Origin of the sequence: Flavobacterium sp. (assembly GCF_031381455.1) — a bacterium.
Classification (GTDB): Bacteria; Bacteroidota; Bacteroidia; order Flavobacteriales; family Flavobacteriaceae; genus Flavobacterium.
Genome location: NZ_JANMXZ010000025.1, coordinates 92,824 through 119,696, shown reverse-complemented (window position 1 = coordinate 119,696; position 26,873 = coordinate 92,824). Strand labels below are relative to the sequence as shown.

General features: G+C 36.3%; 17 protein-coding genes. 16 read left to right on the top strand and 1 reads right to left on the bottom strand.

Features of this window, described 5'->3' with window-relative positions:
* The first annotated feature begins 3 nt into the window (after positions 1 to 3).
* The 3 genes from RMN97_RS07055 to queG all read left to right on the top strand — a co-directional run bounded on the left by RMN97_RS07055 (position 4) and on the right by queG (position 3,911).
* Positions 4 to 1,800 carry a cbb3-type cytochrome c oxidase subunit I gene (locus tag RMN97_RS07055; protein WP_309613818.1) on the top strand — a complete coding sequence of 599 codons (1,797 nt, stop codon included), beginning with the start codon at positions 4 to 6 and terminating at the stop codon, positions 1,798 to 1,800.
* Between the two features lie 81 nt (positions 1,801 to 1,881).
* On the top strand, positions 1,882 to 2,904 hold the full coding sequence (gene ruvB / locus RMN97_RS07050) for a Holliday junction branch migration DNA helicase RuvB (RefSeq protein ID WP_309613817.1): 1,023 nt from the start codon (positions 1,882 to 1,884) through the stop codon (positions 2,902 to 2,904).
* 83 nt (positions 2,905 to 2,987) lie between these two features.
* Positions 2,988 to 3,911, top strand: a complete 924-nt coding sequence (gene queG, locus RMN97_RS07045; protein WP_309613816.1) for a tRNA epoxyqueuosine(34) reductase QueG — start codon at positions 2,988 to 2,990, stop codon at positions 3,909 to 3,911.
* Here the strand turns inward: queG and RMN97_RS07040 are convergent.
* Positions 3,895 to 4,920: a LacI family DNA-binding transcriptional regulator gene (locus tag RMN97_RS07040; protein WP_309613815.1), complete on the bottom strand. Its 1,026-nt coding sequence runs from the start codon at positions 4,918 to 4,920 to the stop codon at positions 3,895 to 3,897. The two genes, queG and RMN97_RS07040, sit on opposite strands and share 17 nt — an antisense overlap.
* A 157-nt stretch (positions 4,921 to 5,077) precedes the next feature.
* On the opposite strand from RMN97_RS07040, the gene RMN97_RS07035 reads away from it, so the two are divergent.
* The 13 genes from RMN97_RS07035 to RMN97_RS06975 all read left to right on the top strand — a co-directional run bounded on the left by RMN97_RS07035 (position 5,078) and on the right by RMN97_RS06975 (position 26,835).
* Positions 5,078 to 7,705, top strand: a complete 2,628-nt coding sequence (locus tag RMN97_RS07035; protein ID WP_309613814.1) for a TonB-dependent receptor domain-containing protein — start codon at positions 5,078 to 5,080, stop codon at positions 7,703 to 7,705.
* A 107-nt stretch (positions 7,706 to 7,812) separates the two neighbouring features.
* Positions 7,813 to 8,166, top strand: a complete 354-nt coding sequence (locus tag RMN97_RS07030; protein ID WP_309613813.1) for a glutaredoxin family protein — start codon at positions 7,813 to 7,815, stop codon at positions 8,164 to 8,166.
* Positions 8,167 to 8,170: 4 nt separating this feature from the next.
* The gene (locus tag RMN97_RS07025; protein WP_309613812.1) at positions 8,171 to 9,481 is read left to right on the top strand and encodes an MFS transporter; all 1,311 of its coding nucleotides are present in this window, start codon (positions 8,171 to 8,173) and stop codon (positions 9,479 to 9,481) included.
* Positions 9,474 to 10,649 (top strand): glycoside hydrolase 100 family protein, encoded by a 1,176-nt coding sequence (locus tag RMN97_RS07020; protein WP_309613811.1) that lies wholly within the window; start codon positions 9,474 to 9,476, stop codon positions 10,647 to 10,649. The genes RMN97_RS07025 and RMN97_RS07020 overlap by 8 nt, the downstream gene beginning before the upstream one ends.
* Entirely contained in the window at positions 10,650 to 11,579 is a 930-nt protein-coding gene (locus RMN97_RS07015) for a carbohydrate kinase family protein (RefSeq protein WP_309613810.1), read from the top strand.
* A 150-nt stretch (positions 11,580 to 11,729) separates the two neighbouring features.
* Positions 11,730 to 14,021, top strand: coding sequence for an NADP-dependent malic enzyme (locus RMN97_RS07010; RefSeq protein ID WP_309613809.1), 2,292 nt, complete (start codon positions 11,730 to 11,732; stop codon positions 14,019 to 14,021).
* Positions 14,022 to 14,104: 83 nt separating this feature from the next.
* Entirely contained in the window at positions 14,105 to 14,686 is a 582-nt protein-coding gene (ruvA, locus tag RMN97_RS07005) for a Holliday junction branch migration protein RuvA (RefSeq protein WP_309613808.1), read from the top strand.
* A gap of 3 nt (positions 14,687 to 14,689) precedes the next feature.
* Positions 14,690 to 22,081 (top strand): cell surface protein SprA, encoded by a 7,392-nt coding sequence (gene sprA, locus RMN97_RS07000; RefSeq protein ID WP_409024881.1) that lies wholly within the window; start codon positions 14,690 to 14,692, stop codon positions 22,079 to 22,081.
* A gap of 64 nt (positions 22,082 to 22,145) precedes the next feature.
* On the top strand, positions 22,146 to 22,526 hold the full coding sequence (gcvH, locus tag RMN97_RS06995) for a glycine cleavage system protein GcvH (protein ID WP_309613807.1): 381 nt from the start codon (positions 22,146 to 22,148) through the stop codon (positions 22,524 to 22,526).
* Positions 22,498 to 22,896, top strand: coding sequence for a VanZ family protein (locus RMN97_RS06990; protein WP_309613806.1), 399 nt, complete (start codon positions 22,498 to 22,500; stop codon positions 22,894 to 22,896). Before gcvH ends, RMN97_RS06990 begins: the two co-directional genes overlap by 29 nt.
* A 103-nt stretch (positions 22,897 to 22,999) precedes the next feature.
* Positions 23,000 to 25,120, top strand: a complete 2,121-nt coding sequence (locus RMN97_RS06985) for an energy transducer TonB (RefSeq protein WP_309613805.1) — start codon at positions 23,000 to 23,002, stop codon at positions 25,118 to 25,120.
* A 225-nt stretch (positions 25,121 to 25,345) separates the two neighbouring features.
* A complete protein-coding gene (cyoE, locus tag RMN97_RS06980; RefSeq protein ID WP_309613804.1) occupies positions 25,346 to 26,248 on the top strand; it encodes a heme o synthase in 903 nt (300 codons plus the stop codon).
* Positions 26,248 to 26,835, top strand: coding sequence for a cytochrome c oxidase subunit 3 (locus tag RMN97_RS06975; RefSeq protein WP_309613803.1), 588 nt, complete (start codon positions 26,248 to 26,250; stop codon positions 26,833 to 26,835). The genes cyoE and RMN97_RS06975 overlap by 1 nt, the downstream gene beginning before the upstream one ends.
* The last annotated feature ends 38 nt before the right edge of the window (positions 26,836 to 26,873 follow it).

Genomic DNA, 26,873 nt, shown 5'->3' with positions numbered 1-26,873 from the left:
ATTATGTCAGCAGAAGCTCACAATCACGACGAAAGTCACAATCACGAACACCACCATAAAGACACCTTCATTACTAAATATATTTTTAGTATTGACCATAAAATGATTGCCAAGCAGTATTTAATTACTGGTATTATTATGGGAGTTATTGGAGTTGGTATGTCTTTGCTTTTTAGATTGCAATTGGCATGGCCTGAACAATCATTCAAAGTATTTAGCTTTTTTCTAGGAGAAAAAATGGCTCCAAATGGAGTGATGACAAACGAAGCGTATCTCTCTTTAATTACAATTCACGGAACCATAATGGTTTTCTTTGTACTTACAGCAGCTTTGAGTGGTACGTTTAGTAACCTATTGATTCCGCTACAAATTGGAGCACGAGACATGGCATCCGGAATTTTGAATATGATTTCTTATTGGTTGTTTTTTCTTTCTAGTGTTGTGATGGTTAGTTCACTTTTTGTAGAATCAGGGCCAGCAAGTGCCGGATGGACTATTTATCCACCATTAAGTGCATTGCCACAAGCAATTTCAGGTTCAGGAACCGGTATGACTTTATGGCTAGTTTCTATGGCTATATTTATAGCAGCTTCCTTATTAGGATCTTTAAATTATATCGTAACCGTAATTAATTTAAGAACAAAAGGAATGTCAATGACAAGATTGCCACTAACAATTTGGGCTTTCTTTATCACTGCTATTATTGGTGTTATTTCATTCCCGGTTTTACTATCAGCTGCCTTAATGTTAATTATGGATAGAAGTTTTGGAACTTCTTTCTTCTTATCGGATATTTATATTGCTGGTGAAGTATTACATTATCAAGGTGGTTCTCCAGTATTGTTCGAGCATTTATTTTGGTTCCTAGGACATCCAGAAGTATACATTATCTTATTGCCAGCACTTGGAATCACTTCCGAAGTTATAGCAACAAATTCCCGTAAGCCAATCTTTGGATACAGAGCAATGATTATGTCAATTATTGCAATTGCATTTTTATCAACTATCGTTTGGGGACACCACATGTTTATCTCAGGCATGAATCCATTCTTAGGTTCTGTATTTACCTTTACAACTTTATTGATTGCGATTCCATCTGCTGTAAAAGCATTTAACTATATCACAACCTTATGGAAAGGGAACTTGCAGTTAAACCCTGCAATGTTATTCTCTATCGGATTGGTTTCTACTTTCATTACTGGAGGTTTAACAGGAATTATTCTTGGAGATAGTACGCTGGATATTAACGTCCACGATACGTATTTTGTTGTGGCACACTTCCACTTAGTAATGGGTATTTCTGCTCTTTACGGAATGTTTGCCGGAATCTACCATTGGTTTCCAAAAATGTTCGGACGAATGTTAAACAAAAATTTAGGTTATGTTCACTTCTGGGTAACAGCAGTCTCTGCTTACGGAGTTTTCTTCCCAATGCACTTTATAGGAATGGCAGGTTTACCAAGACGATATTATACCAATACTAACTTCCCATTGTTTGACGATTTGCAAAATGTGAATGTAATAATCACATGTTTTGCTTTATTTGGTGGAGCTTTCCAATTAGTATTTTTATATAACTTCTTTAGTAGCATTTTCTACGGTAAGAAAACAGTTCAAAATCCATGGAAATCGAATACATTAGAATGGACAGCGCCAATTAAACATATTCATGGAAACTGGGAAGGTGAAATTCCTCATGTACACAGATGGCCATATGATTATAGCAAACCAGGACATGATGATGATTTCGTTCCTCAAAATGTTCCAATGAAACCAGGTGAAGAACAGTTACATCATTAATTCATTAGTATAAAACAGTAAAATGCCTTTCCTATCGAAAGGCATTTTTATTTGCACTCAACTTTGTTATATATTTGTAATATGAACGAAAATCTCGACCCAACTAATTCCAGTTTTAATCCTGAAGAACTTGACCTTGAAAAAAAGTTAAGACCTTTATCTTTTGATGATTTTACAGGACAAGAACAAGTGTTGGATAATCTAAAAGTATTTGTGGAAGCCGCCAATCAAAGAAGTGAAGCGCTCGACCATACTTTGTTTCACGGTCCACCAGGATTAGGAAAAACTACGTTGGCTAATATTTTGGCTAACGAACTAGGCGTTGGAATTAAAATTACTTCCGGACCAGTTTTAGACAAACCCGGAGATTTAGCAGGATTACTAACCAATCTTGAGGAAAGAGATGTTTTGTTTATTGATGAAATCCACCGATTAAGTCCGGTTGTGGAAGAGTATTTATATTCCGCGATGGAAGATTTCAAAATTGATATTATGATTGAATCCGGGCCAAATGCCAGAACCGTTCAAATCAATTTAAATCCGTTTACACTTGTTGGCGCAACCACCCGTTCCGGATTATTGACGGCACCAATGCGAGCCCGTTTCGGAATTCAAAGCCGATTACAATATTACAACACCGAATTATTAACTACAATTGTCCAACGTAGTTCCAGTATTTTAAAAATGCCAATAACAATGGAAGCCGCTATTGAAATTGCAGGTAGAAGTCGAGGAACACCACGAATAGCCAATGCACTTTTGCGTCGTGTTCGTGATTTTGCTCAAATAAAAGGCAATGGTAAAATTGATATTGAGATAGCAAAATATGCCCTCAAAGCATTACATGTCGATGCTCATGGCTTGGATGAAATGGACAATAAAATTTTGGTTACTATTATCGATAAATTCAAAGGCGGACCAGTCGGTTTGTCAACATTGGCTACAGCCGTTTCCGAAAGTGGAGAAACCATTGAAGAAGTTTACGAACCGTTTTTAATTCAGGAAGGTTTTATCATCAGAACGCCACGAGGAAGAGAAGTTACTGAGAAAGCGTATAAACATTTGGGGAAAATTAAAACTAACATTCAAGGAGGATTGTTTTAATTTTTCAACCATTAAGAAAATTAAGTTTGAATTATCTTAACTAAACTTAATGCCTTAATGGTTTAATTTTTTAAAATCATTAATTGTTTAATAATAAAGAAAAATACTCTCGACTTATTAAAACAGAAGCCAAACGCCTCGGTTTTTTGTCATGCGGAATTTCCAAAGCTGGTTTTTTAGAAGAAGAAGCACCGCGATTAGAACATTGGCTAAATCAAAATCATCACGGCGAAATGAAGTACATGGAAAATCATTTCGATAAACGGTTGAATCCAACGTTGCTGGTTGATGATGCCAAAAGCGTGATTTCATTGCTGCTGAATTATTATCCATCCGAAACACAAAACACGGATAGTTATAAGATTTCAAAATACGCTTACGGTCAAGATTATCATTTTGTCATCAAAGAAAAATTAAAGGAATTATTGCACAGCATTCAAACCGAAATCGGAGAAGTTTCTGGACGTGCTTTTGTCGACTCAGCACCGGTTTTAGATAAAGCATGGGCAGCCAAAAGCGGTTTGGGTTGGATTGGGAAAAACAGCAATTTGCTAACCCAACAAATAGGTTCTTTTTATCTTATAGCTGAATTGGTAGTTGATTTAGATTTGGAATATGATTATGCAACAACCGACCATTGTGGTACCTGTAAGGCTTGCATTGATGCTTGTCCAACCGAAGCAATAGTTGCGCCTTACGTAGTTGACGGGAGCAAATGTATTTCCTATTTCACTATCGAACTCAAAGAAAATATTCCGTTGGAAATGAAAGGCAAAATGGACGACTGGATGTTTGGCTGTGATATTTGTCAGGATGTTTGTCCCTGGAATAAATTTTCAAAAGCACATAGTGAACCTCTTTTTAATCCAAAAACCGAATTACTTTCGATGACAAAAAAAGATTGGAAAGAAATCACCGAAGACACTTTTAAAAAAGTATTTAAAAACTCCGCAGTTAAAAGAACAAAGTTCGAAGGATTGAAAAGAAACATCAATTTTCTAAAGTAGACTCTCTTTCAATAATATTCGTTTCTAATTCTATAGTTTTAGGTTGAAAAGGGAGCAACTCTTTTTTATTGTTAATTTCTTCCAACAATAATTTAAAAGATTGAACACCCATTTCAAAACTCGGTTGGTCAACGGTACTCAATTTTGGGGTAATTACTTTCGACATGAACCAATTGCTGAATCCAATGACTTTTACTTGTTCGGGAATTTTGATACCTACTTCATTAAAATAAGCTAAAACTCCAACGGCAACCAAATCGGTAATCACAAAAATGCCATCTACATCAGGATGTTCTGCCGCTATTTGTTTGGCAAATTCCAATCCTTCTTCAAAAGTCACATTTTTACATGTGTAAACCAGTTTTGGGTCAAAGGGAATATTGTTTTTCTCCAACGCTTTTTTGTACCCCAAGAATCTATCAATCGCATTTTGAGGATTCACAGGTCCGCGAATGTGAGCAATTTTTTTACACCCTTTTTGAATCAAATGTTCTACCGCATTGAAAGCCGCTTTTTGGTCGTTAATAATCACTTTTGAACACGGAATCAATTTGGAAATTTTGTCAAACATCACAAAAGGAACTTCTTTGCGAAGAATATCTTTGATATGCTCGTCGTCGTTTGATTCATTCGAAAGCGACATGATAATGCCATCGACTCTTTTATTCATCAAAAGCTCTACTTGCTTTTTCTCCATTTCCAAAGATTCATTCGATTGGAGTATAATTACCAAGTAACCATTTTTCTCTGCTTCATCAATAATACCATTAATGACATTGGAGAAAAAATGATGCACCACTTCCGGAATAATCAATCCAATGGTGCGCGATTCTTTGGTTCTTAGGTTTACGGCAAAACTATTAGGAGTATAACTTAAAGATTGTGCTAAATCTAAAACCGCTTTTCTCGTCTTCGGACTAACATCAGGGTAGTTTTTTAACGCTTTGGATACCGTAGTAATAGATATTCCTAAGGTTTCAGCAATTTGTTTCAAAGTAATGTCTCTCATTTAACAAATATCATAAAAAAAATCCAATCTTGTATCGAAAACGTTTTCGGTACTTTCGAAAACGATTTCGGTAATGAATTCTTAATTTTTTGTTAACTAAAAATATAATTTCGAAAAATAAACCAACAAAAATTACTAATCAAACAAATCACAAAAAATGAAAAAAAGTACTTTATTTTTGAAAAAGATGTTGTTTTTTATGGCGTTAATGCTATTCAATCTCTCTTTTTCACAAAGCAGTAGTTTAACTGGAAAAGTTACCGATACCAAAGGCGAAGCAGTAGTTGGCGCCAATGTAGTATTGAGTAGCGGATCTAAATCCACTGCCACCAATGCCGATGGTATTTACACTTTCTCAGGTTTAACTGATGGTGCAGCTACAGTGACGGTATCTTACATCGGTTTTGCGACCGAAAAGAAAACCACAACAGTAAGTGGGAATACCAATTTGGATTTCCAAATGCAAGATGATTCTAAAACATTGGATGAAGTGGTTGTAACGGGTGTTGTTAATCCGAGAGCCAAAATCAAATCCAGTGTTTCCATCACCACTTTAGATGTGAAACAAGTAGAGCAATCAGCACCAAGATCAACGGCCGAAATCTTCAGAACCATTCCGGGGATTCGTTCAGAATCTTCAGGAGGTGAAGGAAATGCCAACATCTCGGTTCGTGGAGTGCCAATTTCTTCCGGCGGTTCTAAATATTTACAACTGCAAGAAGACGGATTGCCGGTATTACTATTTGGCGATATCGCCTTTGCAACGGCAGATATATTTACGAGATTCGACAGAAATATTGCCAAAATTGAAGCGATTCGCGGAGGTTCTGCTTCTACACTTTCTTCCAATTCTCCGGGTGGAATCATCAACTTTATCAGCAAAACCGGCAAAACCGAAGGCGGAAGTATGGTAACCAGCTTTGGATTAGACTACAATGATTTCAGAACAGATTTAGAATACGGAGCCAAAATCGGAGATGGATTATATTTTCATGCCGGTGGTTTCTACAGAACTGGTGAAGGCGTTAGAAGTCCGGGATTTACAGCCAATAATGGAGGTCAATTTAAAATGAATGTTACCAAAGAATTCGAAAACGGTTCCGTGACTTTTTATGCGAAGTTCTTAAATGACAGAGCAGCAGCCTATATGCCAATGCCAGTGCAAGTAACCGGAAGTAATTCTAGTCCAAATTGGGGCAACGTCAGAGGATATGATGCTACTTCAGGAACACAACAATCTATTTATCTAAAACATAATGTTGGTTTAGATGGCAATGGCAATGTGAGAAGAGGAGATGTGTCTGACGGTATGCATCCGGTTTCTAAAACAATTGGTGCTTCGATGAACTTTGAGTTAGCTGATGGTTGGAAAGTAAGCAACAACGGGAGATTCTCTTCTAACAGCGGACAATTCATCGCGCCATTCCCGGCAGAAGTTTCTGCGGCAGCAACAATAGCCAACTCTTTCGGAGCTGGTTCAACTTTGACCTATGCTAATGACGGAACTCCATTTAATAACTCAAATGGATTGGTTTCAAGAATTCACATGTTTGATACACAATTAAATGATTTCAATAACTTCATGAACGATTTAAGAATCACCAAGAAGTTTGATAAATTCGGTTTAACAGCAGGTTATTTCAAATCGATTCAAAATATTTCAATGTCATGGTTGTGGAATTCTTATCTACAAGAAGTGTCGGATGATAATCCGCGTTTAATCAATGTTACTGATGCTGGCGGAAATTTACTTTCTGAAAACGGATTGTACGCTTATGGCGTTCCGGCTTGGGGTAACTGTTGTACCAGAAATTATGATACACAATACAATGTGTCTGCACCTTATGCTAATATTTCATTTGATGCATCAGACAAACTTTCATTAGAAGGTGGTATTCGTTTCGATATGGGACAAGTAAACGGTTCGTTTGCAGGTTCGTCTCAAACGGTTTTTGACATCAACAATGACAATGTAATCTCTGCACCTGAATCTAGCGTTTCAGCTATCAACACAGCCAATACAACCGCAGTTGATTATGACTATGATTATGTTTCTTATACTTTAGGCGGAAATTATTTATTAGACGCTCGTCAATCAGTATTCGTTCGTTACAGTAAAGGTGCTTCTGCCAAAGCGGACAGAATTTTATTCGCAGGATTAGATTATTTGGATGGAGACAAAATCAACTCTTTAGATTATTTAGCCCAAGCGGAATTAGGATACAAAAGAAAATTCTCTAAAGGTTATGTTTATGCCACTTTATTTAGCTCAACCACTAAAGAAGAAGGCGGATTTGAAGCGACTTCAAACAGCATCATCGAAAATGATTACAAATCAATGGGTCTTGAGTTAGAAACTTCATACAACGTAAATAACGATTTGAACTTACGCGGTGGATTTACCTATACTAAAGCCGAAGTAACTTCAGGAGCTAATGATGGAAACGAACCAAGAAGACAACCTAAAATGATGTACAACTTCATTCCAACCTATAAATTCTCTCAAGGTAAAAATACACTAGGATTGAGCTTTATTGGTCAAACTAAAGCGTATGCACAAGACAGCAATGAGTTAGTAATGAATGGATTTGTAATCGTAAACGGATTTGTAGAATTCGGAATTACCAAAGGCTTATCACTAAACCTTGCCGGTAATAATTTATTAAACACTTTAGCCATTACAGAAGCTGAAGAAGGAAGTATAACAGCCAATACCACTAATATCGTTAGAGCAAGACCATTGCCGGGAAGATCACTTTCTATGGCGTTGTCTTACAAGTTCTAAACAACCTTTTCATGTTTAATTTGAGTAATTCCTATACCGTAGTTTATATGGTATGGGAATTGTTTTTAAAGCAAAAGAATTTTTATATTTAATCAAATTCTATTCTAATGAAAAAATCAGCCTGCCTTCTTTTCCTTTTTATGTTGTTTTTCAATGCGAATGCGTTGGCTCAGGAAAACAAAACCAAAGACGAAACAAAACCTGAAAAAGCAGTAATGATTGTCTATGGAAGTGACGAATGTCATCATTGTACGGATACTAAAAAATACCTGAAAGAAAACAACATTGAGTTCCTCTTTTATGATATAGACAAAAGCCAAGAGGCCCTAAAAGAAATGCTTTTTAAACTCAAAAAAGCGAATGTCAGTTCCAATAATTTGTCAATTCCGGTAATCGATAAACAAGGCGTGATTTTTACCAATAACATTCCTTTTGAAGAGTTTCTAAAGAAATTAAATTAAAATCATGAGCAAAAAAACACACCTAAGCTTTTGGCAAATAATCAATATGAATGTTGGTTTTTTTGGCATTCAATATAGCTTTGGGTTGCAACAAAGTGCTGTTAATCCTATTTATGATTTTTTAGGAGCTCATCCTGATCAAATTCCCTTGCTTAACTTAGCCGGTCCATTAACGGGATTGTTAATCCAACCGATTATTGGCGCCTTGAGTGATAAAACTTGGTCACCAAGATTGGGCGGAAGAAGAAAACCATTTTTCCTAATCGGAGCTTTGATTTGCAGCTTAGCACTTTTTGCTTTCCCGTTTAGTAGTTCTTTGTGGATGGCAGCTGGATTACTTTGGATTTTAGATGCAGGAAACAACACGGCTATGGAACCGTATCGCGCTTTTATCGCCGATAAATTAGACGAATCGCAACAGCCAATGGGTTTTCAGGCGCAAAGCTTTTTTACCGGATTCGGACAAACTTTAGCCAATATTTCACTTTTTATTTTCCCGTTAATTTTTATTGGAACGACTGGCAAATTGCCTACTTGGGTTTTTGCTTCGTTCTTTTTAGGTGCTGTTTGCTCGATTGCTTCGGTGTGGTGGAGTTCTCACACCACAAAAGAAATTCCTCCAACTGAAGAAGAGCTGCAAAAAATCAAATCCGAACGCATCAGTCTTTTTACGCCTTTTATTGATATAGCAAAAGCCGTAAAAGACATGCCTAAAGTAATGTGGCAATTGGCTTTAGTCTATTTGTTTCAATGGTACGCTCTTTTTTGTTATTGGCAAAACTCCTCCAAAAGCATAGCGCTCTCGGTATGGAATACAAGCCCGGAAAAAGATATGAAATTGTACGGAGAAGCTGTTAGTTGGACAGGTTTGGTTAATGGTTGGTACAACATAGTCACTTTTTTATGTGCCTTTTCCTTGGTTTATTTCGCCAAAAAATATTCGCCAAAGTATGTGCATTTCGGTTGTTTACTATTGGCCGCTATTGGATTTTTAGTATTTCCTCATATTCATAATAAATATTTATTATTCCCCGCCATTACCGGATTTGGAATTGGTTGGGCCAGCATGATGGGCATTCCCTATTTGATGGTCGTTGCCAATATTCCAAAGGAACGTTACGGAGTTTACATGGGCATTATCAATATGATGATTGTCATTCCAATGTTTATCCAAACCATCACTTTTGGATTTATCATGAAGCATTTTTTGCACAATGATGCCCGATTAGCCATCACTTTCGCCGGAGTATTATTGGTAATCAGTGCGGTTTTGACCCTTTTTATATCAACTAAAAAACAAGCAATTAGTGAATAATACAGCCTACCATAAAGCCATTGAATTATTAGGTTATGTTTCCACACCCGATGGTTTTTTAGCCAGCGCGGTAAGCACTACCAATTACAAACGGGTTTGGGCAAGAGACGGTGTGATTTGCGGTTTGGCAGCCTTAGCTTCAGACGACGAGAAATTAATAAATACTTTTAAAAACACTTTAGAAACGTTGGCAAAAAACCAACATCCAACCGGAAAGATTCCTTCAAATGTCTTGATAATAGATGAAAAAAGTGAGGTGAGTTATGGCGGTTTAGCCGGAAGAGTAGATGCCGTGACTTGGTTCATCATTGGCGTTTGTCAATATGCCTATTACAAATGTGATGTTTCGTTTATATCAAAATACAATTCGGAAATTGAAAAATGTTTTGAACTTTTAGAGGCATGGGAATTCAACAACAAGCATCTTTTATATGTACCTCTTTCAGGGAATTGGGCAGATGAATACATTACCGATGGCTATGTTTTATACGACCAATTGCTTAGGATTTGGGCTTTAAAAAGTTATAATTATTTTGTAAAAAGTGAAGCCATCACTGATAAAATCGAAAAAATAACCACGCAAATTGAAATCAATTTCATGCCTGATACAAATGGTGAGAAATACCACGAGCGAGCCTATAAGGAAGTCAATTTTCAAGACTACATGCCCTGCTCGTTCTCTCCTTCGGGCTATAAAACCCAATTTGATGCTTTCGCCAATTCGTTGGCGTTATTGCTAAACATTGGTTCAAGCGAATTCCAAAATAAGATGTTGAACTATGCTAATACTCTCGCATCAGAAACTCAATTAGGATTGTTGCCTGCTTTTTGGCCACCAGTTTTTGAAACCGATGAATATTGGCATTTACTCAAAAATAATTGCAAATATGAATTTCGAAATTATCCTTATGAATTCCACAATGGTGGAAGTTGGCCTATGGTCAATGGTTTTTTCGGATTGGCATTGTTGTCAAAATTTGAAAGGCAAAAAGCAATCGCTATTTTGGAAAAAATAAATGAAGCCAATGCCAAAAAAGACTTTTCGTTTTATGAAAATTTCAATACCAAAACCACTGAACCCAATGGGGTTTCTCTTTGCGCTTGGAGTGCAGCAGCAGCGGTTTTAGTGCATCAATCATTACATTATAATTTTAAAATTTTAGTTTAATTGAAATCAATAGACATCATTAGCATAGGCGAGGTACTGATAGATTTTATTGGCCACGAAGTCAATACACCCATCAATAGAACCAAAGACTATCATCGTTTTTTAGGCGGTTCACCAACGAATGTAGCTGTGAATGCTTCGCGTTTGGGGTTGAATTCCGTGCTCGTGGCTTCTTGCGGTCAAGATGGTTTGGGCGATTATGTTATTCGAAAATTAAAAGCCAATCATGTGAACACTTCACATATCGGAAAATCGGAAACAGTGCCAACCTCGGTAATTTTTGTGTCGAAGTCAACAGAAACGCCCGATTTTATTCCCTATCGCCAAGCAGATTGCGAAATATACGAAAGCCAATTGCCAGATGAAGTCATAGCGGATGCCAAAATATTTCACACCACTTGTTTTGCATTGAGCAAAAATCCGGCAAGGCAGACCATTTTAAATCGAGCCAAGAAAGCCAAAGAATTAGGATTGCAGCTGAGTATCGATATCAATTTCTCAGAACGCATTTGGCCCGACAGAGAAGAAGCTAAAAAAGTGCTTAAAGAATATTTGTCTAACGACCCGTTAGTAAAACTCAGTGAAGACGATTGTTACCGACTTTTTGCTGCCGTCAAATCGGAAGAATATATTTTTGAATATTTCCACAGTTTAGGTGCCACAACCATTTGCCTTACCAAAGGAAAAAGCGGTGTTGTAGTTTCAGATATTAATCAAGGAGTTTTTTTTCAAAAAGCCATTCCTATTGACGAAGTAAAAGATACTACAGGCGCAGGCGATGCTTTCTGGACCGGATTTTTATATGCCCAATTGCATCAGAAAAACATAGAAGATACCATGGCGGTTGCCCAAAAATTAGCCGCCATAAAACTACAAAATGTTGGGCGATTGCCCGATAACATTAACATCAAAGAGTTAATACAGGATTAAACGCCATTCAGAAATATAGTTAGTTAGATTGCTGAAAAGCTGTAATGATAAATTACGGCTTTTTTGTTTGTCAGTTGTGCAAAAAGAAACCACTAAAAATTTCCTTTTTACATTCAGTCTTCTACCTTTGTAGTTATCAAAATAAAGACGATGCACAAAGATAGTAAACGTAGAGAAGCGCTTTTATACCACGCAAAACCCACGCCCGGAAAAATTAAAGTGGTGCCAACCAAAAAATATGCAACCCAAAGAGATTTGTCATTAGCTTATTCTCCTGGCGTTGCCGAACCTTGTTTGGAAATTGCCAAAGATGTAAACAATGTTTATAAATATACTTCCAAAGGAAATTTGGTTGCTGTAATCAGTAATGGAACTGCCGTTTTAGGTCTAGGTGATATTGGTCCCGAAGCTTCAAAACCCGTGATGGAAGGAAAAGCATTGCTCTTCAAAATCTTCGCCGATATTGATGTTTTTGATATTGAAGTTGGAACAAAAGATGTCGATGCGTTTATAGAAACGGTAAAAAACATAGCGCCGACTTTCGGTGGAATCAACCTGGAAGATATTAAAGCACCTGAATCTTTTGAAATTGAAAGACGTTTAGTTGAAGAACTGAATATTCCGGTAATGCACGATGACCAACACGGAACCGCTATTATTTCGGCAGCAGCTTTACTAAATGCAGTTGAATTGGCCGGAAAGAAAATGGATGAAGTAAAAATGGTTATTTCCGGTGCAGGTTCTGCGGCAATTGCTTGCGCTAATCTGTATGTTTCGTTTGGCGTAAAGCAGGAAAATATTGTTATGTTTAATAGCAAAGGAGCGCTTAAAAAAGACGACCCAAAAATTTCGGAAGAACAAAGAAAATATGCTACTGATAAAGACTTTCCATCGTTACTTGAAGCAATGACTGGAGTTGATGTTTTCGTCGGATTGTCAACCGGAGATATTGTTACGCCTGACATGTTATTGGGAATGGCAAAAAATCCAATCGTTTTCGCAATGGCAAACCCAAATCCGGAAATAAATTATGATTTAGCGATTAAAACCAGAAGAGATATTATCATGGCAACGGGTCGTTCTGACCATCCTAACCAAGTAAATAATGTGCTTGGGTTTCCCTATATTTTTCGTGGTGCTTTAGATGTTAGAGCGACCAAGATTAACGAAGAAATGAAAAAAGCAGCGGTAATTGCTTTAGCAGAATTGGCCAAAGAATCCGTTCCTGAGCAAGTAAATATTGCTTATGGTGAAACCAAATTAAATTTTGGGAAAGAGTATATTATTCCAAAACCATTTGACCCAAGATTGATTGCAAGAGTTCCATTAGCAGTTGCAAAAGCAGCCATAGAATCTGGAGTTTCGCTACATCCGATTACCGATTGGGAGAAATATGAAGAAGAGTTATTAGAGCGCCTTGGGTCTGATAATAAAATGGTTCGTTTGTTAACCAATCGCGCAAGAACCGAACCAAAACGTGTGGTTTTTGCTGAAGCAGATCATTTGGATGTATTGAAAGCAGCCCAAATTGCGTACGAAGAAGGTATTGCTCATCCGATACTTTTAGGAAATAAAGATGTTATTTTGGAACTTAAAGAAGAATTAGGTTTTGATGCTGATGTGCCTATTTTTGATCCAAAAGACAAAGAAGAAGACAAACGACGATTAAAATATGCTGAAATTTACTGGAAGTCGAGACAGCGTAGAGGAATTTCGTTACTCGATGCTCAAAAATGGATGCGTGAACGGAACTATTTTGCCGCAATGATGGTGAATGAAGGCGATGCTGATGCCATGGTTTCCGGATATTCCAGAAGTTATCCATCAACAGTGAAACCATTGATGCAATTGATTGGCAAAGCTCCGGGAATTACTTTAATTGCAACTGCCAATATGATGATGACCAATCGCGGACCCATGTTTTTATCAGATACGGCGATCAATCCAAATCCGACTGCAGATGAATTGGCAAAAATTGCTTTAATGACTGCCAAAACGGTTAAAATGTTTGGAATGGAACCAGTAATCGCAATGGTTTCTTTTTCAAATTTTGGATCGTCATCACATGAAAGTGCTAACAAAGTGAGAGAGGCTGTGGCTTATTTACATAAATATTATCCGGACTTAGTTGTCGATGGTGAAATACAATCTGATTTTGCCTTAAACGCCGAGATGTTGAAAGCTAAATTCCCTTTTTCAAAACTGGCAGGGAAGAAAGTCAACACCTTGATTTTTCCTAACCTGGAAGCTGCAAATATTACCTATAAACTTCTAAAAGAATTGGACAAAGTGGATTCTATCGGACCAATAATGTTGGGAATGGAAAAAGCAGTTCATATATTCCAACTTGGCGCAAGCGTAGAAGAAATGGTGAACATGGTTGCCGTTGCCGTGGTTGATGCACAAGAAAAAGAGAAAAGAAAAAAGATGTCTGCCAAATAGTTTTTGTATTATTGTACAGATATTGCAAAGACATTCTTTCAATTAAAGAATTTTGCTATATTTGAAATAGATTTTAGTAAAAAATGATTGCACACATTCAAGGAAAGTTAATTGAAAAATCACCTACTGAAGTAGTAATTGACTGCAATGGCATTGGTTATCATATTAATATTTCGTTGCATACTTTTTCTTTACTTCCCAATGCCGATTTTATCAAATTGTTTACGTTTCTTCAAATTAAGGAAGATGCGCATTCTCTGTTTGGTTTTGTAGAAAAATCTGAGAGAGAATTGTTTAAATTATTATTATCAGTATCAGGAATTGGAGCTAGTATCGCAAGAACAATGCTATCATCATTAGATCCAAAACAGATAATACATGCTATTGCTAGCGCAGACGTTGTTACCATTCAATCTATAAAAGGAATTGGAAGCAAAACTGCCCAGCGTGTGATACTTGATTTGAAAGAAAAAGTGTTAAAAATCTATGATTTAAGCGAAATTTCCACCTCGCAACACAATATTAGTAGAGAAGAATCGTTATCTGCTTTGGAGGTTTTGGGTTACGTTAGGAAAAATGCCGAAAAAGTGGTGGATAAAATCATAAGAGAAAACCCAGAAGCCGGAGTTGAAACAATAATCAAACAAGCGTTAAAAAATTTATAATTCTTGGAAACAATATACTTTACAAAATCGATATTGAACTTTAAAAAATTAGTCTTAGGATTAATTTTGTTGCTAAGTGCTACAGTTTTTGCGCAAGTAACTCCAACCGAACCAAAACCAACCGATCCAGAACCAACAGGTTATTCAACCGGTAAAGTTGAAATAAAAAATCCAAATAGCATTGTCAATGCTTATACATATGACCCAGCCACAAATAGGTATATCTATACCAGTACAATGGATGGTTTTAATATTAATTATCCAATAATTTTAACACCACAAGAATACGAAGAATTAGTGCTTCGTGAATCGATGCGCGAATATTTCAAAGAAAAATCAGACGCAATTGATGGTAAAAAAGAAGGAAGCGAAGCAAAGAAAAAGGATTTATTACCTCGATATTATGTCAATTCCAGTTTCTTTGAAACTATTTTTGGTTCTAATACAATTGATGTTAAACCTACGGGTTCTGTTGAAATGGATTTAGGAGTTCGCTATACCAAGCAAGACAATCCTGCTTTTTCACCAAGAAACAGATCACAAACTTCTTTTGATTTTGACCAAAGAATCAGTATGAGTTTGAATGGAAAAGTGGGGACACGATTGAGCGTGAATGCCAATTATGATACCGAATCAACTTTTGCTTTTCAAAATCTTATCAAGTTAGAATATGCACCAACGGAAGATGATATCATTCAGAAAATTGAAGTTGGAAATGTAAGTATGCCACTTTCAAATTCATTGATTCGTGGAGCACAAAGTTTATTTGGAGTAAAAGCTCAATTGCAATTTGGAAAAACTACAGTAACCGGAGTTTTCTCTGAACAAAAATCACAAACAAAATCAGTTACAGCTCAAGGTGGCGGAACCATTCAGGATTTTGAAATGTTTGCCCTTGATTATGATTCTGACAGACATTTTTTCTTATCCCAGTATTTTAGAAATAAATACGATGAGGCCTTAAAAGATTATCCTGTAATCAGAAGTAGAGTTCAAATTACAAGGATTGAAGTTTGGGTAACCAACAGACAAAATCGTGTAAGCACCACCAGTAATAACTTAAGAAATATTATTGCGCTACAAGATTTAGGTGAATCTAGGTTGTCTAATTTTACCGACAACAGTAGAGTGGTTGCTGTAAATCCAACTGAATATATTTCAAATAACTTCTTCTTATCACCTACGGCAACTGATTTACCTTCTGATAACAGCAATAATAAGTATGACCCAGAATTAATAACTACGGGTGGCGGATTATTGAAAACAAGTATTCGAGATATTGTCACGTCAAGTGGTGGTTTTAATAATATCAATCCGGTTGACGAAGGAACAGATTATTCCAAATTAGAAAATGCCAGAAAGTTAGCACCTAATGAGTATACACTTAATCCACAATTAGGTTATATTTCGTTGCAACAACGTTTAGCTAATGACGAAGTATTAGCAGTAGCGTATCAGTATACTATTGGTGATGACGTATATCAAGTTGGAGAGTTTGGAACAGATGGTGTTGATTCTACAGTACTTACTGGTACAACACCTGATGACGCATCAGTATCCACACAGAGTTTGATTCTGAAAATGTTAAAGAGTAATTTAACCAATGTTCAGAAACCAATCTGGAACTTGATGATGAAAAATATTTATCAAATTCAAGGCGGATACCAATTACAACAGGAAGATTTCAGATTTAACATTTTGTATAGTGATCCGTCACCGATTAATTATATTAGTCCGGTTGCAGGAACACCTTTTCCAACAAGTCCAACAACTCCACCGGGAAATGATGTTTCGGAAACACCACTTTTAAAAGTTTTCAATGTTGATAAATTGAATTACAATAACGACCCACAAGTTGGAGGTGATGGTTTTTTCGATTTTTTACCGGGATTAACAGTTGATCAACAAAATGGGCGAATTATATTTACTACAGTTGAGCCGTTTGGTAAACTCTTATTTGAAAAATTGCGTTTGCTTCCATCCGAAAACTATTATGGCGATCCAACTACTGCGGATTATAATGCTAATCAGAGAAAGTATGTATTCAGAAGCATGTATGCCGGCACACAAGCGGCGGCTTTGCAAGACGCTGAAAAAAATAAATTCCAATTAAGAGGAAGATTCAAATCTTCTGGTGGTGATGGAATTCCGATTGGAGCTTATAATGTTCCAAGAGGTTCAGTTGTGGTTACGGCAGGAGGAAGAGTATTGCAGGAAGGAATTGATTATAGTGTGAATTATCAGGCTGGAAGAGTTCAAATTTTGGATCCTTCGTTACAAGCATCTAATACGCCAATTCAGGTTTCCGTGGAAAACAACTCCACTTTTGGGCAACAAACCAGAAGATTTATGGGAATAAATGTAGAACACAAATTCTCAGATAAATTATTAGTAGGTGCGACCTACATAAAAATGACAGAAAGACCACTTACGAGTAAATCGAATTATGGTCAAGAATCAGTTAACAATACTATTTTTGGTTTCAATGCCAATTATTCTACCGAAGTTCCTTTTTTAACCCGATTGGTTAATAAATTACCGAATATAGATACTGATGTTCCTTCTAATTTCTCCTTACGTGGCGAAATGGCTTTCCTGAAACCCGATGCTTCCAAAGCAGATCAGTTTGAAGGGGAACCAACAGTTTATGTAGACGATTTTGAAGGATCACAAACAACCATTGATATGCGTTCTGCTCAGTCCTGGAGTTTGTCGTCTGTGCCAAAAAGGCCAATCACTAGTGATCCTAATTATTATAATGATTTTGGATCTGCTTCTACTACTTTAGAGTATGGATACAAAAGAGCCAAATTAAACTGGTACAGTATTGACCCAACCCTTTATGTGCAAACTCCAGGGGATATAGGTCAGGATGGAATTTCTGCCAATAATACGAGAAGGATTTTTAGCCGTGAATTATACCCTAATACTGACATTCAGGTTGGACAATCTCAGGTAATTAATACTTTAGATTTAACCTATTATCCGGAGGAAAGAGGGCCTTATAACTATAATCCAATAGCTCTTTCGTCTGGATTTAGTACAGGACCTACGGGAGATGCCAGGGAAAATTTTGGTGGAATTATGCGTGCCATAAACTCTACAAACTTTGAACAAAGTAATGTTGAATATATTCAGTTTTGGGTTTTAGATCCTTATTTTGATCCGGGAAATCCAACAGCTGTTGCGAACCCGTCAAACATAGGGCAAATTTATTTTAATCTGGGAGAAATATCAGAAGACGTTTTAAAAGATGAGCGTAAGCAATATGAAAATGGATTGCCGTCTAACAGCGCTTCACAATCGTTAACCAATACTACAATTTGGGGTAAAGTCCCTTCATCGCAATCACTTATCTATGCTTTTGATGTTGATGGAGCTAATAGAACAGCTCAAGATGTTGGATTTGACGGTATCGGAGATGCAGCTGAACAAAACCTTCCCGGAATTGGAGGATATGCAGGTCTTGCTGACCCTGCAGGGGATGATTATCAATATTTTTTAAGTGCTACGGGCTCAACCATTTTTGACCGTTATAAAAATTATAATGGAGTTGAAGGCAACTCACCAGTTGGAGTTTCAAATGACAATAGAGGGTCATCTACGATTCCGGATGTTGAAGATATAAATCGTGACAACACGATGAATTATTCAAATGCCTATTATGAGTATAAAATTGATATGCAACCGAACATGGTTGTTGGATCCAATTTTATTACAGATATTGTTCCAACCACGCTTCGAGATTCAGATATTCGAAATCAAAATCCAACAGAAGCAAGATGGATTCAATTTAAAATTCCGGTATCGCAGCCAACTTCAGTTGTTGGTAGTATTTCTGATTTTCGTTCTATCCGTTTTATGAGAATGTTTATGACGGGATTTGACAAACCAATTACAGTTCGTTTTGGGGCTTTAGATTTAGTTCGCGGTGAATGGAGACGTTATGAGAATTCATTTCAAACAGCAGATGACCCTTCACTTGATAATACCAATTTTGATGTGTTGTCAGTTAACATTCAAGAAAACTCACAGCGAGTTCCTATTCCTTATGTAACACCGCCTGGTGTTGTTAGAGAGCAACTTCAAAACGGGCAACAAGTTATTAATCAAAATGAGCAATCACTTTCGTTAAGAGTTAACGGAACACCAGCAGGAACAGGAGGATTAGAAGTTGGCGATTCAAGAGCGGTATTTAAAAATGTTGAAGTTGACATGCGTCAATACAATAAGTTGAAAATGTTTTTACATGCAGAGGCATTGCCAACAGACGGAACACCATTGCAGGATAATCAAATGAAGGCATTTATTCGTTTTGGAAATGACTTTACCAATAACTTTTATCAAGTTGAAATTCCACTTAAAGTAACTCCGCCAGGAGTGCCAACAGGAGATACTGAATCAATAGCAGAAACTATTTGGCCTGATGCTAATGAGATTAATCTAAATTTGTCATTGTTAACTAAAATGAAAGTTAAATCATTAGGTCTCGATTTAACGACATTCCCTGATGGCATTTACTATCCGGATGATGACATCACGCTTCCTGATGGTGATGGTGATCCAAACTTACGTTTGGGAATTAAAGGAACTCCAAATTTTGGTTTGGTAAGAACCTTAATGGTTGGTATTAAAAATAATCATACAGATAGTGTTCGTGGTGAGGTTTGGTTTAACGAATTGCGTATGGCCGATTTGAATAACAAAGGCGGAATGGCAGCTGTTTTAAATATGGACACGAACTTAGCCGATTTTGCTACAGTTTCTGCTACAGGAAGAATGAGTACCATTGGCTTTGGAGCTTTAGAACAAGCACCACAAGAAAGAAGCAGAGAAGATATGCAGCAGTATAATATTGTTACTAATCTTAGTTTAGGGAAATTATTGCCAAAAAAATGGGGTATTAATTTACCATTCAATTATGCTGTTGGCGAAGAATTAATTACGCCGGAGTATGATCCGTTTAATCAGGATATTCGTTTGCAACAGTTGATCGACAATACCACGGATGCTGCTGAGAGAGAAAATATGAGAAACCGAGCAATCGATTTTACAAAAAGAAAAAGCATCAACTTTATTGGTGTCAAAAAAGACAGAGCTCCGGAACAAAAGCAACGCATTTATGACCCTGAGAATTTAACCCTTTCGTATTCCTATAATCAAGTTGAAAAGCACAATTACGAAATTGAAAATTATATAGATCAGCAAGTAAATACTAGTGTTGATTATACCTATACTTTCAAAAATAAAGCAATTGAACCGTTTAAGAAAAGTAAGTTCTTTAAGAAAAGTTCGTATTGGAAAATGCTTAGTGATTTCAATTTCAACTATCTGCCGGCAAGTATTTCATTTAGCAGTAACATTATCAGACAATACAACAAACAGCAGTTTAGACAAGTTGATGTTGCCGGAATTGCTTTAGATCCATTGTTTAGAAGAAATTATATGTTCAACTATCTATACGGATTTAATTATAACCTCACAAAAGCTTTAAAAGTAAACTTTACAGCATCGACGCACAATATTGTTCGTACTTATTTAGATGAAAATAACGTTCCGGATAATAGCAATACGATTTGGACAGATTTTTGGAATATTGGAACACCAAATCAGCATAACCAACAAATTGTTGTTAACTATGAATTGCCAATCAACAAAATTCCAGTATTGGCGTTTGTAAAATCGACCTATTCGTATACCGGAGATTATAGTTGGCAAAGAGCTTCATTAGCTATGAATTCAGTTGATGGATATGATTTAGGAAACACCATTCAAAATGCTGGTTCACATCGTTTGAACACGGCATTCAACATGGAATCTTTTTATAAATATATTGGATTAGGTAAAAAACCTGCTGCACCAGCTCAGAAACCAGCTGCGTTACCAAAACCAGGAGAAAAAATAACCGGCGTCAAAACGCAACCTGCCAAAACAACTAATGTGTTTTTAGACGGATTGAAAGGCGTTTTAACAAGTGTAAAAAACATTCAGATTAACTACACTCAAAACGAAGGAACAGTACTTCCTGGATTCTTACCTGGATTAGGTTTCTTTGGTTCGGCAAAACCATCACTAAGTTTTGTTTTTGGAGGACAAGATGACGTTCGTTATGAAGCTGCGAAAAGAGGTTGGTTGACAAGCTATCCGGAATTTAATCAAAACTATACGCAAGTTGTAACCAAAACATTAAATCTTACGGCTAATGTTGATTTGTTTCCCGACTTTAAAATTGATTTAAGTGCAGACAGAACGTATGCTAATAACTATTCGGAACAATTCAATACTACTGACCTTCCGGATGCAAACGGAGATTACTATCACGCTCAATCGCCATACAACTTCGGAAACTTCTCTATTTCTGCAGTGATGCTAAAAACTTCCTTTAAAGGAAGTGATGAAAATTACTCTTCCTCTTTTCAGGATTTTAGAGATAACAGAATTATTATTGCCAACAGATTAGCAACACAATATTATGGTGGGCCAAATTTCCCAACATACGGAGACGGAGCGAATCAGGTTCCGCTACCAACAGATCCTAATTATAATTTTTATACTAATAACTTTGGTTACCCAATTGGTTTCGGTAAAAACAATCAAGCCGTTTTGATTCCCTCTTTCTTGGCAGCTTATACAGGTTTATACACAACAGGTGCGGGTGAGACTTCCAAAGATATTTCTTTAGGTGCTTTTAGAAACTTCCCAATTCCAAACTGGACAATTAAGTACAGCGGATTGATGCGTTATAAATTCTTTAAAGAAAGGTTCAAACGTTTCTCTATTCAACATGCTTACAGAGCTTCGTATACGATAAACTCTTTCCGTTCAAATCTTGATTATGATCCAAATTCTTCAGTACAACAGGATAATGGTAATATTGGGAACTTCTACAACAAAACAATTATTGCCAATATCAATTTAGTAGAGCAATTCAATCCGTTAATTCGTATCGATTTTGAAATGAAAAATGCGTTCAAAATTTTGGCAGAAATTAAAAAAGACAGAAGTTTATCGATGAGTTTTGACAATAATTTATTGACAGAGGTTCAAGGTAAAGAATATATTGTTGGTGTTGGATATCGCTTTAAAGACGTCATTTTTTCTTCGCAATTAGCGGATAATCCAACCGGAATTATTAAGAGTGATATCAATTTAAAAATTGATTTCTCCTATAGAAACAATAAAACCATTGTACGTTATTTAGATTATGATAACAATCAATTAGGAGGCGGACAAAATATTTGGTCAGCAAAATTAACAGCCGATTATTCGTTTAGTAAAAACTTGACGGCAATTTTCTTCTATGACCATTCATTCTCAAAACCTGTAATTTCTACATCATTTCCATTAACGAACATTAGAGCTGGTTTTACTATGCGATATAATTTTGGAAACTAACCCGTATTTTTCAATAAAAATTACAATATCAAATGGTATCTTTACGGTCTAAATTTAATATCAAATGAATATACCAAGCAATTTAAAGTATACTAAAGACCACGAATGGGTTTTAATTGATGGCGATATAGCAACTGTTGGCATCACCGATTTTGCACAAAAAGAATTGGGCGACATTGTTTATGTTGAAGTAGAAACTTTAGACCAAACATTAGACAAAGACGAAGTTTTTGGAACCGTTGAAGCAGTGAAAACGGTGTCTGATTTATTTTTACCAATGTCGGGAGAAATTATTGAGTTTAATGAGGAATTAGAAAGAAATCCTGAAGATGTTAATTCAGATCCTTATGGAAAAGGATGGATGGTGAAAATCAAAATTTCAAACGCCGCTGAAGTAGAAGAATTACTTTCGAGTGATGCTTACAAACAACTCATTGGTGCTTAAAAAAGCTACGTTTAGTTTAGCCCTAGGTTGGACGCTGTTAATTGCTGTTTTGTGCTTGCTCAAGTTCACCAATTTGCCTGCCATTAGGGTTTCAGGAGCTGACAAATATGTTCACTTTACGCTTCATTTTGTTTTTACAATGCTCTGGGGATATTATTTTTGGCTGAAGCTAAATGAAATAGTACTAAAGAAAATAGTGTTCGTTGTTACAAGCTCACTTTGCTACGGAATACTGATTGAGATTTTGCAGGAAACATTCACCACGACAAGACATGCAGATATATTTGATGTATTGGCAAATTTTAGCGGCGCATTAGTGGCCTTAGTTTTATTTGTTTTAATTAAAAGACATAAGATAGCAAACAAATAAATAATAAAGATTGTCCTGTCTCGCATGATATCGAGACGGGATTTTTTTTTACTTTTATCGAATGAATACAAAATCCTATCTTGAATCGATATATTTAGAGAAAATGAAGAAAATACTACCTTTTTTTGTACTGCTTTTTTTAACAAGCACAATTAATGCTCAGGTTACCCAAAAAGCTGCCGAAAGATTTCCTGTTTTTCCGACTTGCGAAAACTTACAGTATCAAGCATTAGAAACTTGTTTTTACAATCAAGTGCAGGATTTTGTGTACACTAATTTTAATGTGCCTGAAAACCTGAAACAAAATAATTTCAAAGGAAATGTAATTGTACTTTTTGAAGTGAATGATACCGGAAATTTTAAAGTGCAATATGTTGATGCTATCGATGAAGCATTAGTCGCCGAAAGCAAAAGAGTATTTGCAAAAATGCCAAAGATTTCTCCGGCAACGTATAACGGAAAACCAACATATGCCAAATACACTATCAAAATAGCCATTCCTTTGCAAAGCGCAGCCGACTTGCAAGCACAAAAAGATGCGGATGCTTTGGCCGAAAAGGAGTCAAACGTTCACAAACCCAACAACAAACAGCTTACAGAATTAGACAGCATCAAGTATAAAAAATTTGACAATCCACAGTTTGAAAGTCATATTAATATTCCGTTTTCACACAGTTACTATTCGCAGTTTGATGGTGCTTTGAATCAAGTTGGCGCCAATAATCATACTGGTTCAAAACCCTTTTCTTATGCGGAAGTTTCTAAATATTATAACTTAAAAGAAGAAAATCAAAAGCTCTTAAAAAATAAGACAGTATGGTTTGGCCGAAAACTTTGGAACGAAAATTTAGTCGAAATTCAAGGCGAGGATTATTGGTTTACACTGAATCCAATTTTCGATATCCAAGTTGGGAAAAGTGACCCAAGCGTTTCTTCTTATACTTATATAAACACCAGAGGAATTCAATTTAATGGTGGTTTGGGAAAGGAATTAAATTTTACAACTACCATATACGAAAGTCAAGGACGATTTGCTGATTACTTCAATAGTTATGCAGAATCGATAAAACCCGATGGTGGAAATCCAGCTATTATTCCCGGAATTGGAATTGCTAAAGAATTCAAATCGGACGCCTATGATTTCCCAATGGCTGAGGCCAATTTATCGTACACGCCAAGTAAATTCATCAATTTGAATTTGGGTTATGGCAAGAATTTTATTGGCGATGGTTATCGTTCGTTGTTGTTGGGTGATGGAGCGAGTCCGTATCCTTATTTTAAATTGAATACTAGTTTTTGGAAAATAAAATACACCAATTTGTATACATGGCTCAAAGATGTCCGTTCCGAAGTTACCGAAGACAGAACCTATGCGACCAAGTTTGCTGCCAGTCATTATTTGAGTTTGAATATTACCAATCGATGGAATATTGGTTTGTTTGAGTCGGTGATTTGGACCAACAAAAACAATCGTGGTTTTGACATGAGTTTTGTAAACCCAATTATATTTTATCGTACCGTGGAATTTACTTCTTCGGCTAGAAGCGGGAATGCATTGTTAGGTTTGACAACCAAAGTAAAATGGAACAATCAAATCAATTTTTACGGGCAGTTTTTGTTAGATGAATTTTCATTGGAAGCAGTAAAGGCAGGGAATAAGAGCTGGAAAAATAAGTTTGGGTATCAATTAGGAGCCAAATATTACAATGCATTCAACATTAAAAATTTATTGTTGCAGGTAGAATACAATCATGTGCGACCTTATGTGTATGCGCATAGCGAAGCCATTACTAACTATGGTCACAACAACCAAAGTTTAGGACACCAATGGGGCGGAAATTTCAAGGAATTTATTGCCATTGCCCGTTATCATAAAGGAAGGTATTTTGCAGATGCTAAAATTACGGTTGGCGAACGCGGATTGGATCTTAACAACGCTACCGACAATTTTAATTACGGAAGCAACATCTATTTGAGTTATAACGATAGTAGACCAAATGATACAGGCGTAAACATTGGACAAGGAAACAAAACCAGCATTTTCATCACTGATTTGCAAGCGGGCTATTTGATAAACCCTTCAACTAACATGAAACTATTTGGTAGTTTTATCTACAGAAATTTTAATCCTGCAACCGAAACCGCAACAGCCATTAAAGAAAGCACCACTTGGTTCTCTGTTGGATTAAGATGTGATATCTTTAATTGGTATTTTGATTATTAGGATATAGTTTAAAACATAGCAAAACCTGACAGGTCTTTAAGACCTGTCAGGCTTTTTTAGTGGGTTTTTTGCTAGATTTTTTTTTCATGGATTGTAAATCTACAATTCCGATAGAGTTGATTTGCAATTCCTATTTTAATCATAAAATAATCATTAATTTTTATGAATTGTTTTTTGTCAAATCGTTTTCTATAAAGTACCTTTGCGGCAGTTTTAAGACTACAAATGAACGCGACTGCTTCTACATTTTCCCTCAAACAAATTGCGATTGATTTCAAAGAAATCACCAAAGCGGGTTTAGCTATCAGCGTGGTGTTTTCCTCTATTGCGGGTTATTTGCTCGGCGTGCTTGATTTTCATGATTTAAAAGTGACAACCTTATTGATGTTAGCCATTGGTGGTTACTGCATGGTTGGTGCTTCAAACGCGTTTAATCAAGTCATTGAAAAAGATCTTGACGCGTTGATGGACAGAACCAAAAACCGTCCGGTGGCTTCGGGAAGAATGTCTCCAAATCATGCGTTGTTTATAGCCAGTTTGTTGACTATTATTGGTTTGATATTGTTGTATCTTATCAATCCAAAGTCGGCTATGTTTGGCGCGATTTCTATTTTTCTGTATACCAGTGTTTATACACCATTAAAACAATATACACCGCTTTCGGTTTTTGTTGGAGCATTTCCCGGCGCGATTCCATTTATGTTGGGTTGGGTTGCGGCGACGAATAATTTTGGCATTGAAGCAGGAACGCTTTTCCTGATACAATTTTTTTGGCAGTTTCCACACTTTTGGGCCATTGGCTGGTTTTTATTTGAAGACTATGAAAAAGCTGGATTCTTTATGTTACCAACAGGAAAAAAAGACACATCAACTGCCTTGCAAACCATTTTGTATTGCGTTTGGTTGTTAGTCGCTTCTATGTTGCCAAGCTTGGGTTATACCGGAAGATTATTTCTTTCGCCAATTGCAGCGGGAATCGTATTTTTTCTTGGTCTTTGGATGATTTTTTATGCGGTGAAATTATATCAGGAAAGGACTTCAAAAGCTGCCCGAACATTAATGCTGGTAAGCGTTTCTTATATATCTTTGCTGCAATTAGTTTATATTATAGATAAATTTTTAAGATAATGGATATGACAATGACTGCCCAAGAACACAAAGAAAGAAAAGAAAGATCAGCAAAACTATTGTTGTTGTTTGCAATGGGAAGCATGACAATGATGTTTGCCGGAATAGTGAGTGCATTTGTAGTGAGTAAATCGAGAGAAGATTGGATGAAAGATTTCCAGTTGCCAACCGCTTTTTACTTTAGTGCACTAGCGATTATTTTGTGCAGCATTACTTTTCATTTGGCCAAAAAAGCCATTCAAAAAGACGATAGAACGCTCACAACCAATTTTCTTTTTCTGACATTAGCCTTGGGAATCTCTTTTGTGTTTTTTCAATTTAAAGGCTTCGGACAATTGATGGATAGCGGCTATTTTTTTTCCGGACCGGAGAGTAATATTGCCACAACTTTTCTGTACGTAATTGCGACGGTTCACTTGGCGCATCTTGCCGGAGGATTAATTTGTCTTTTAATCATAATTTATAATCATTTTAAACAAAAATACAATTCAAGTCAAACACTTGGAATTGAGCTAGGTGCAATGTATTGGCACTTTCTTGATTTCTTATGGATTTGTTTGTTTTTGTTTTTATATTTCTTTAAATAAGAAAAAAAATCTAAATTTGGGAACTTTTTAACTTATAA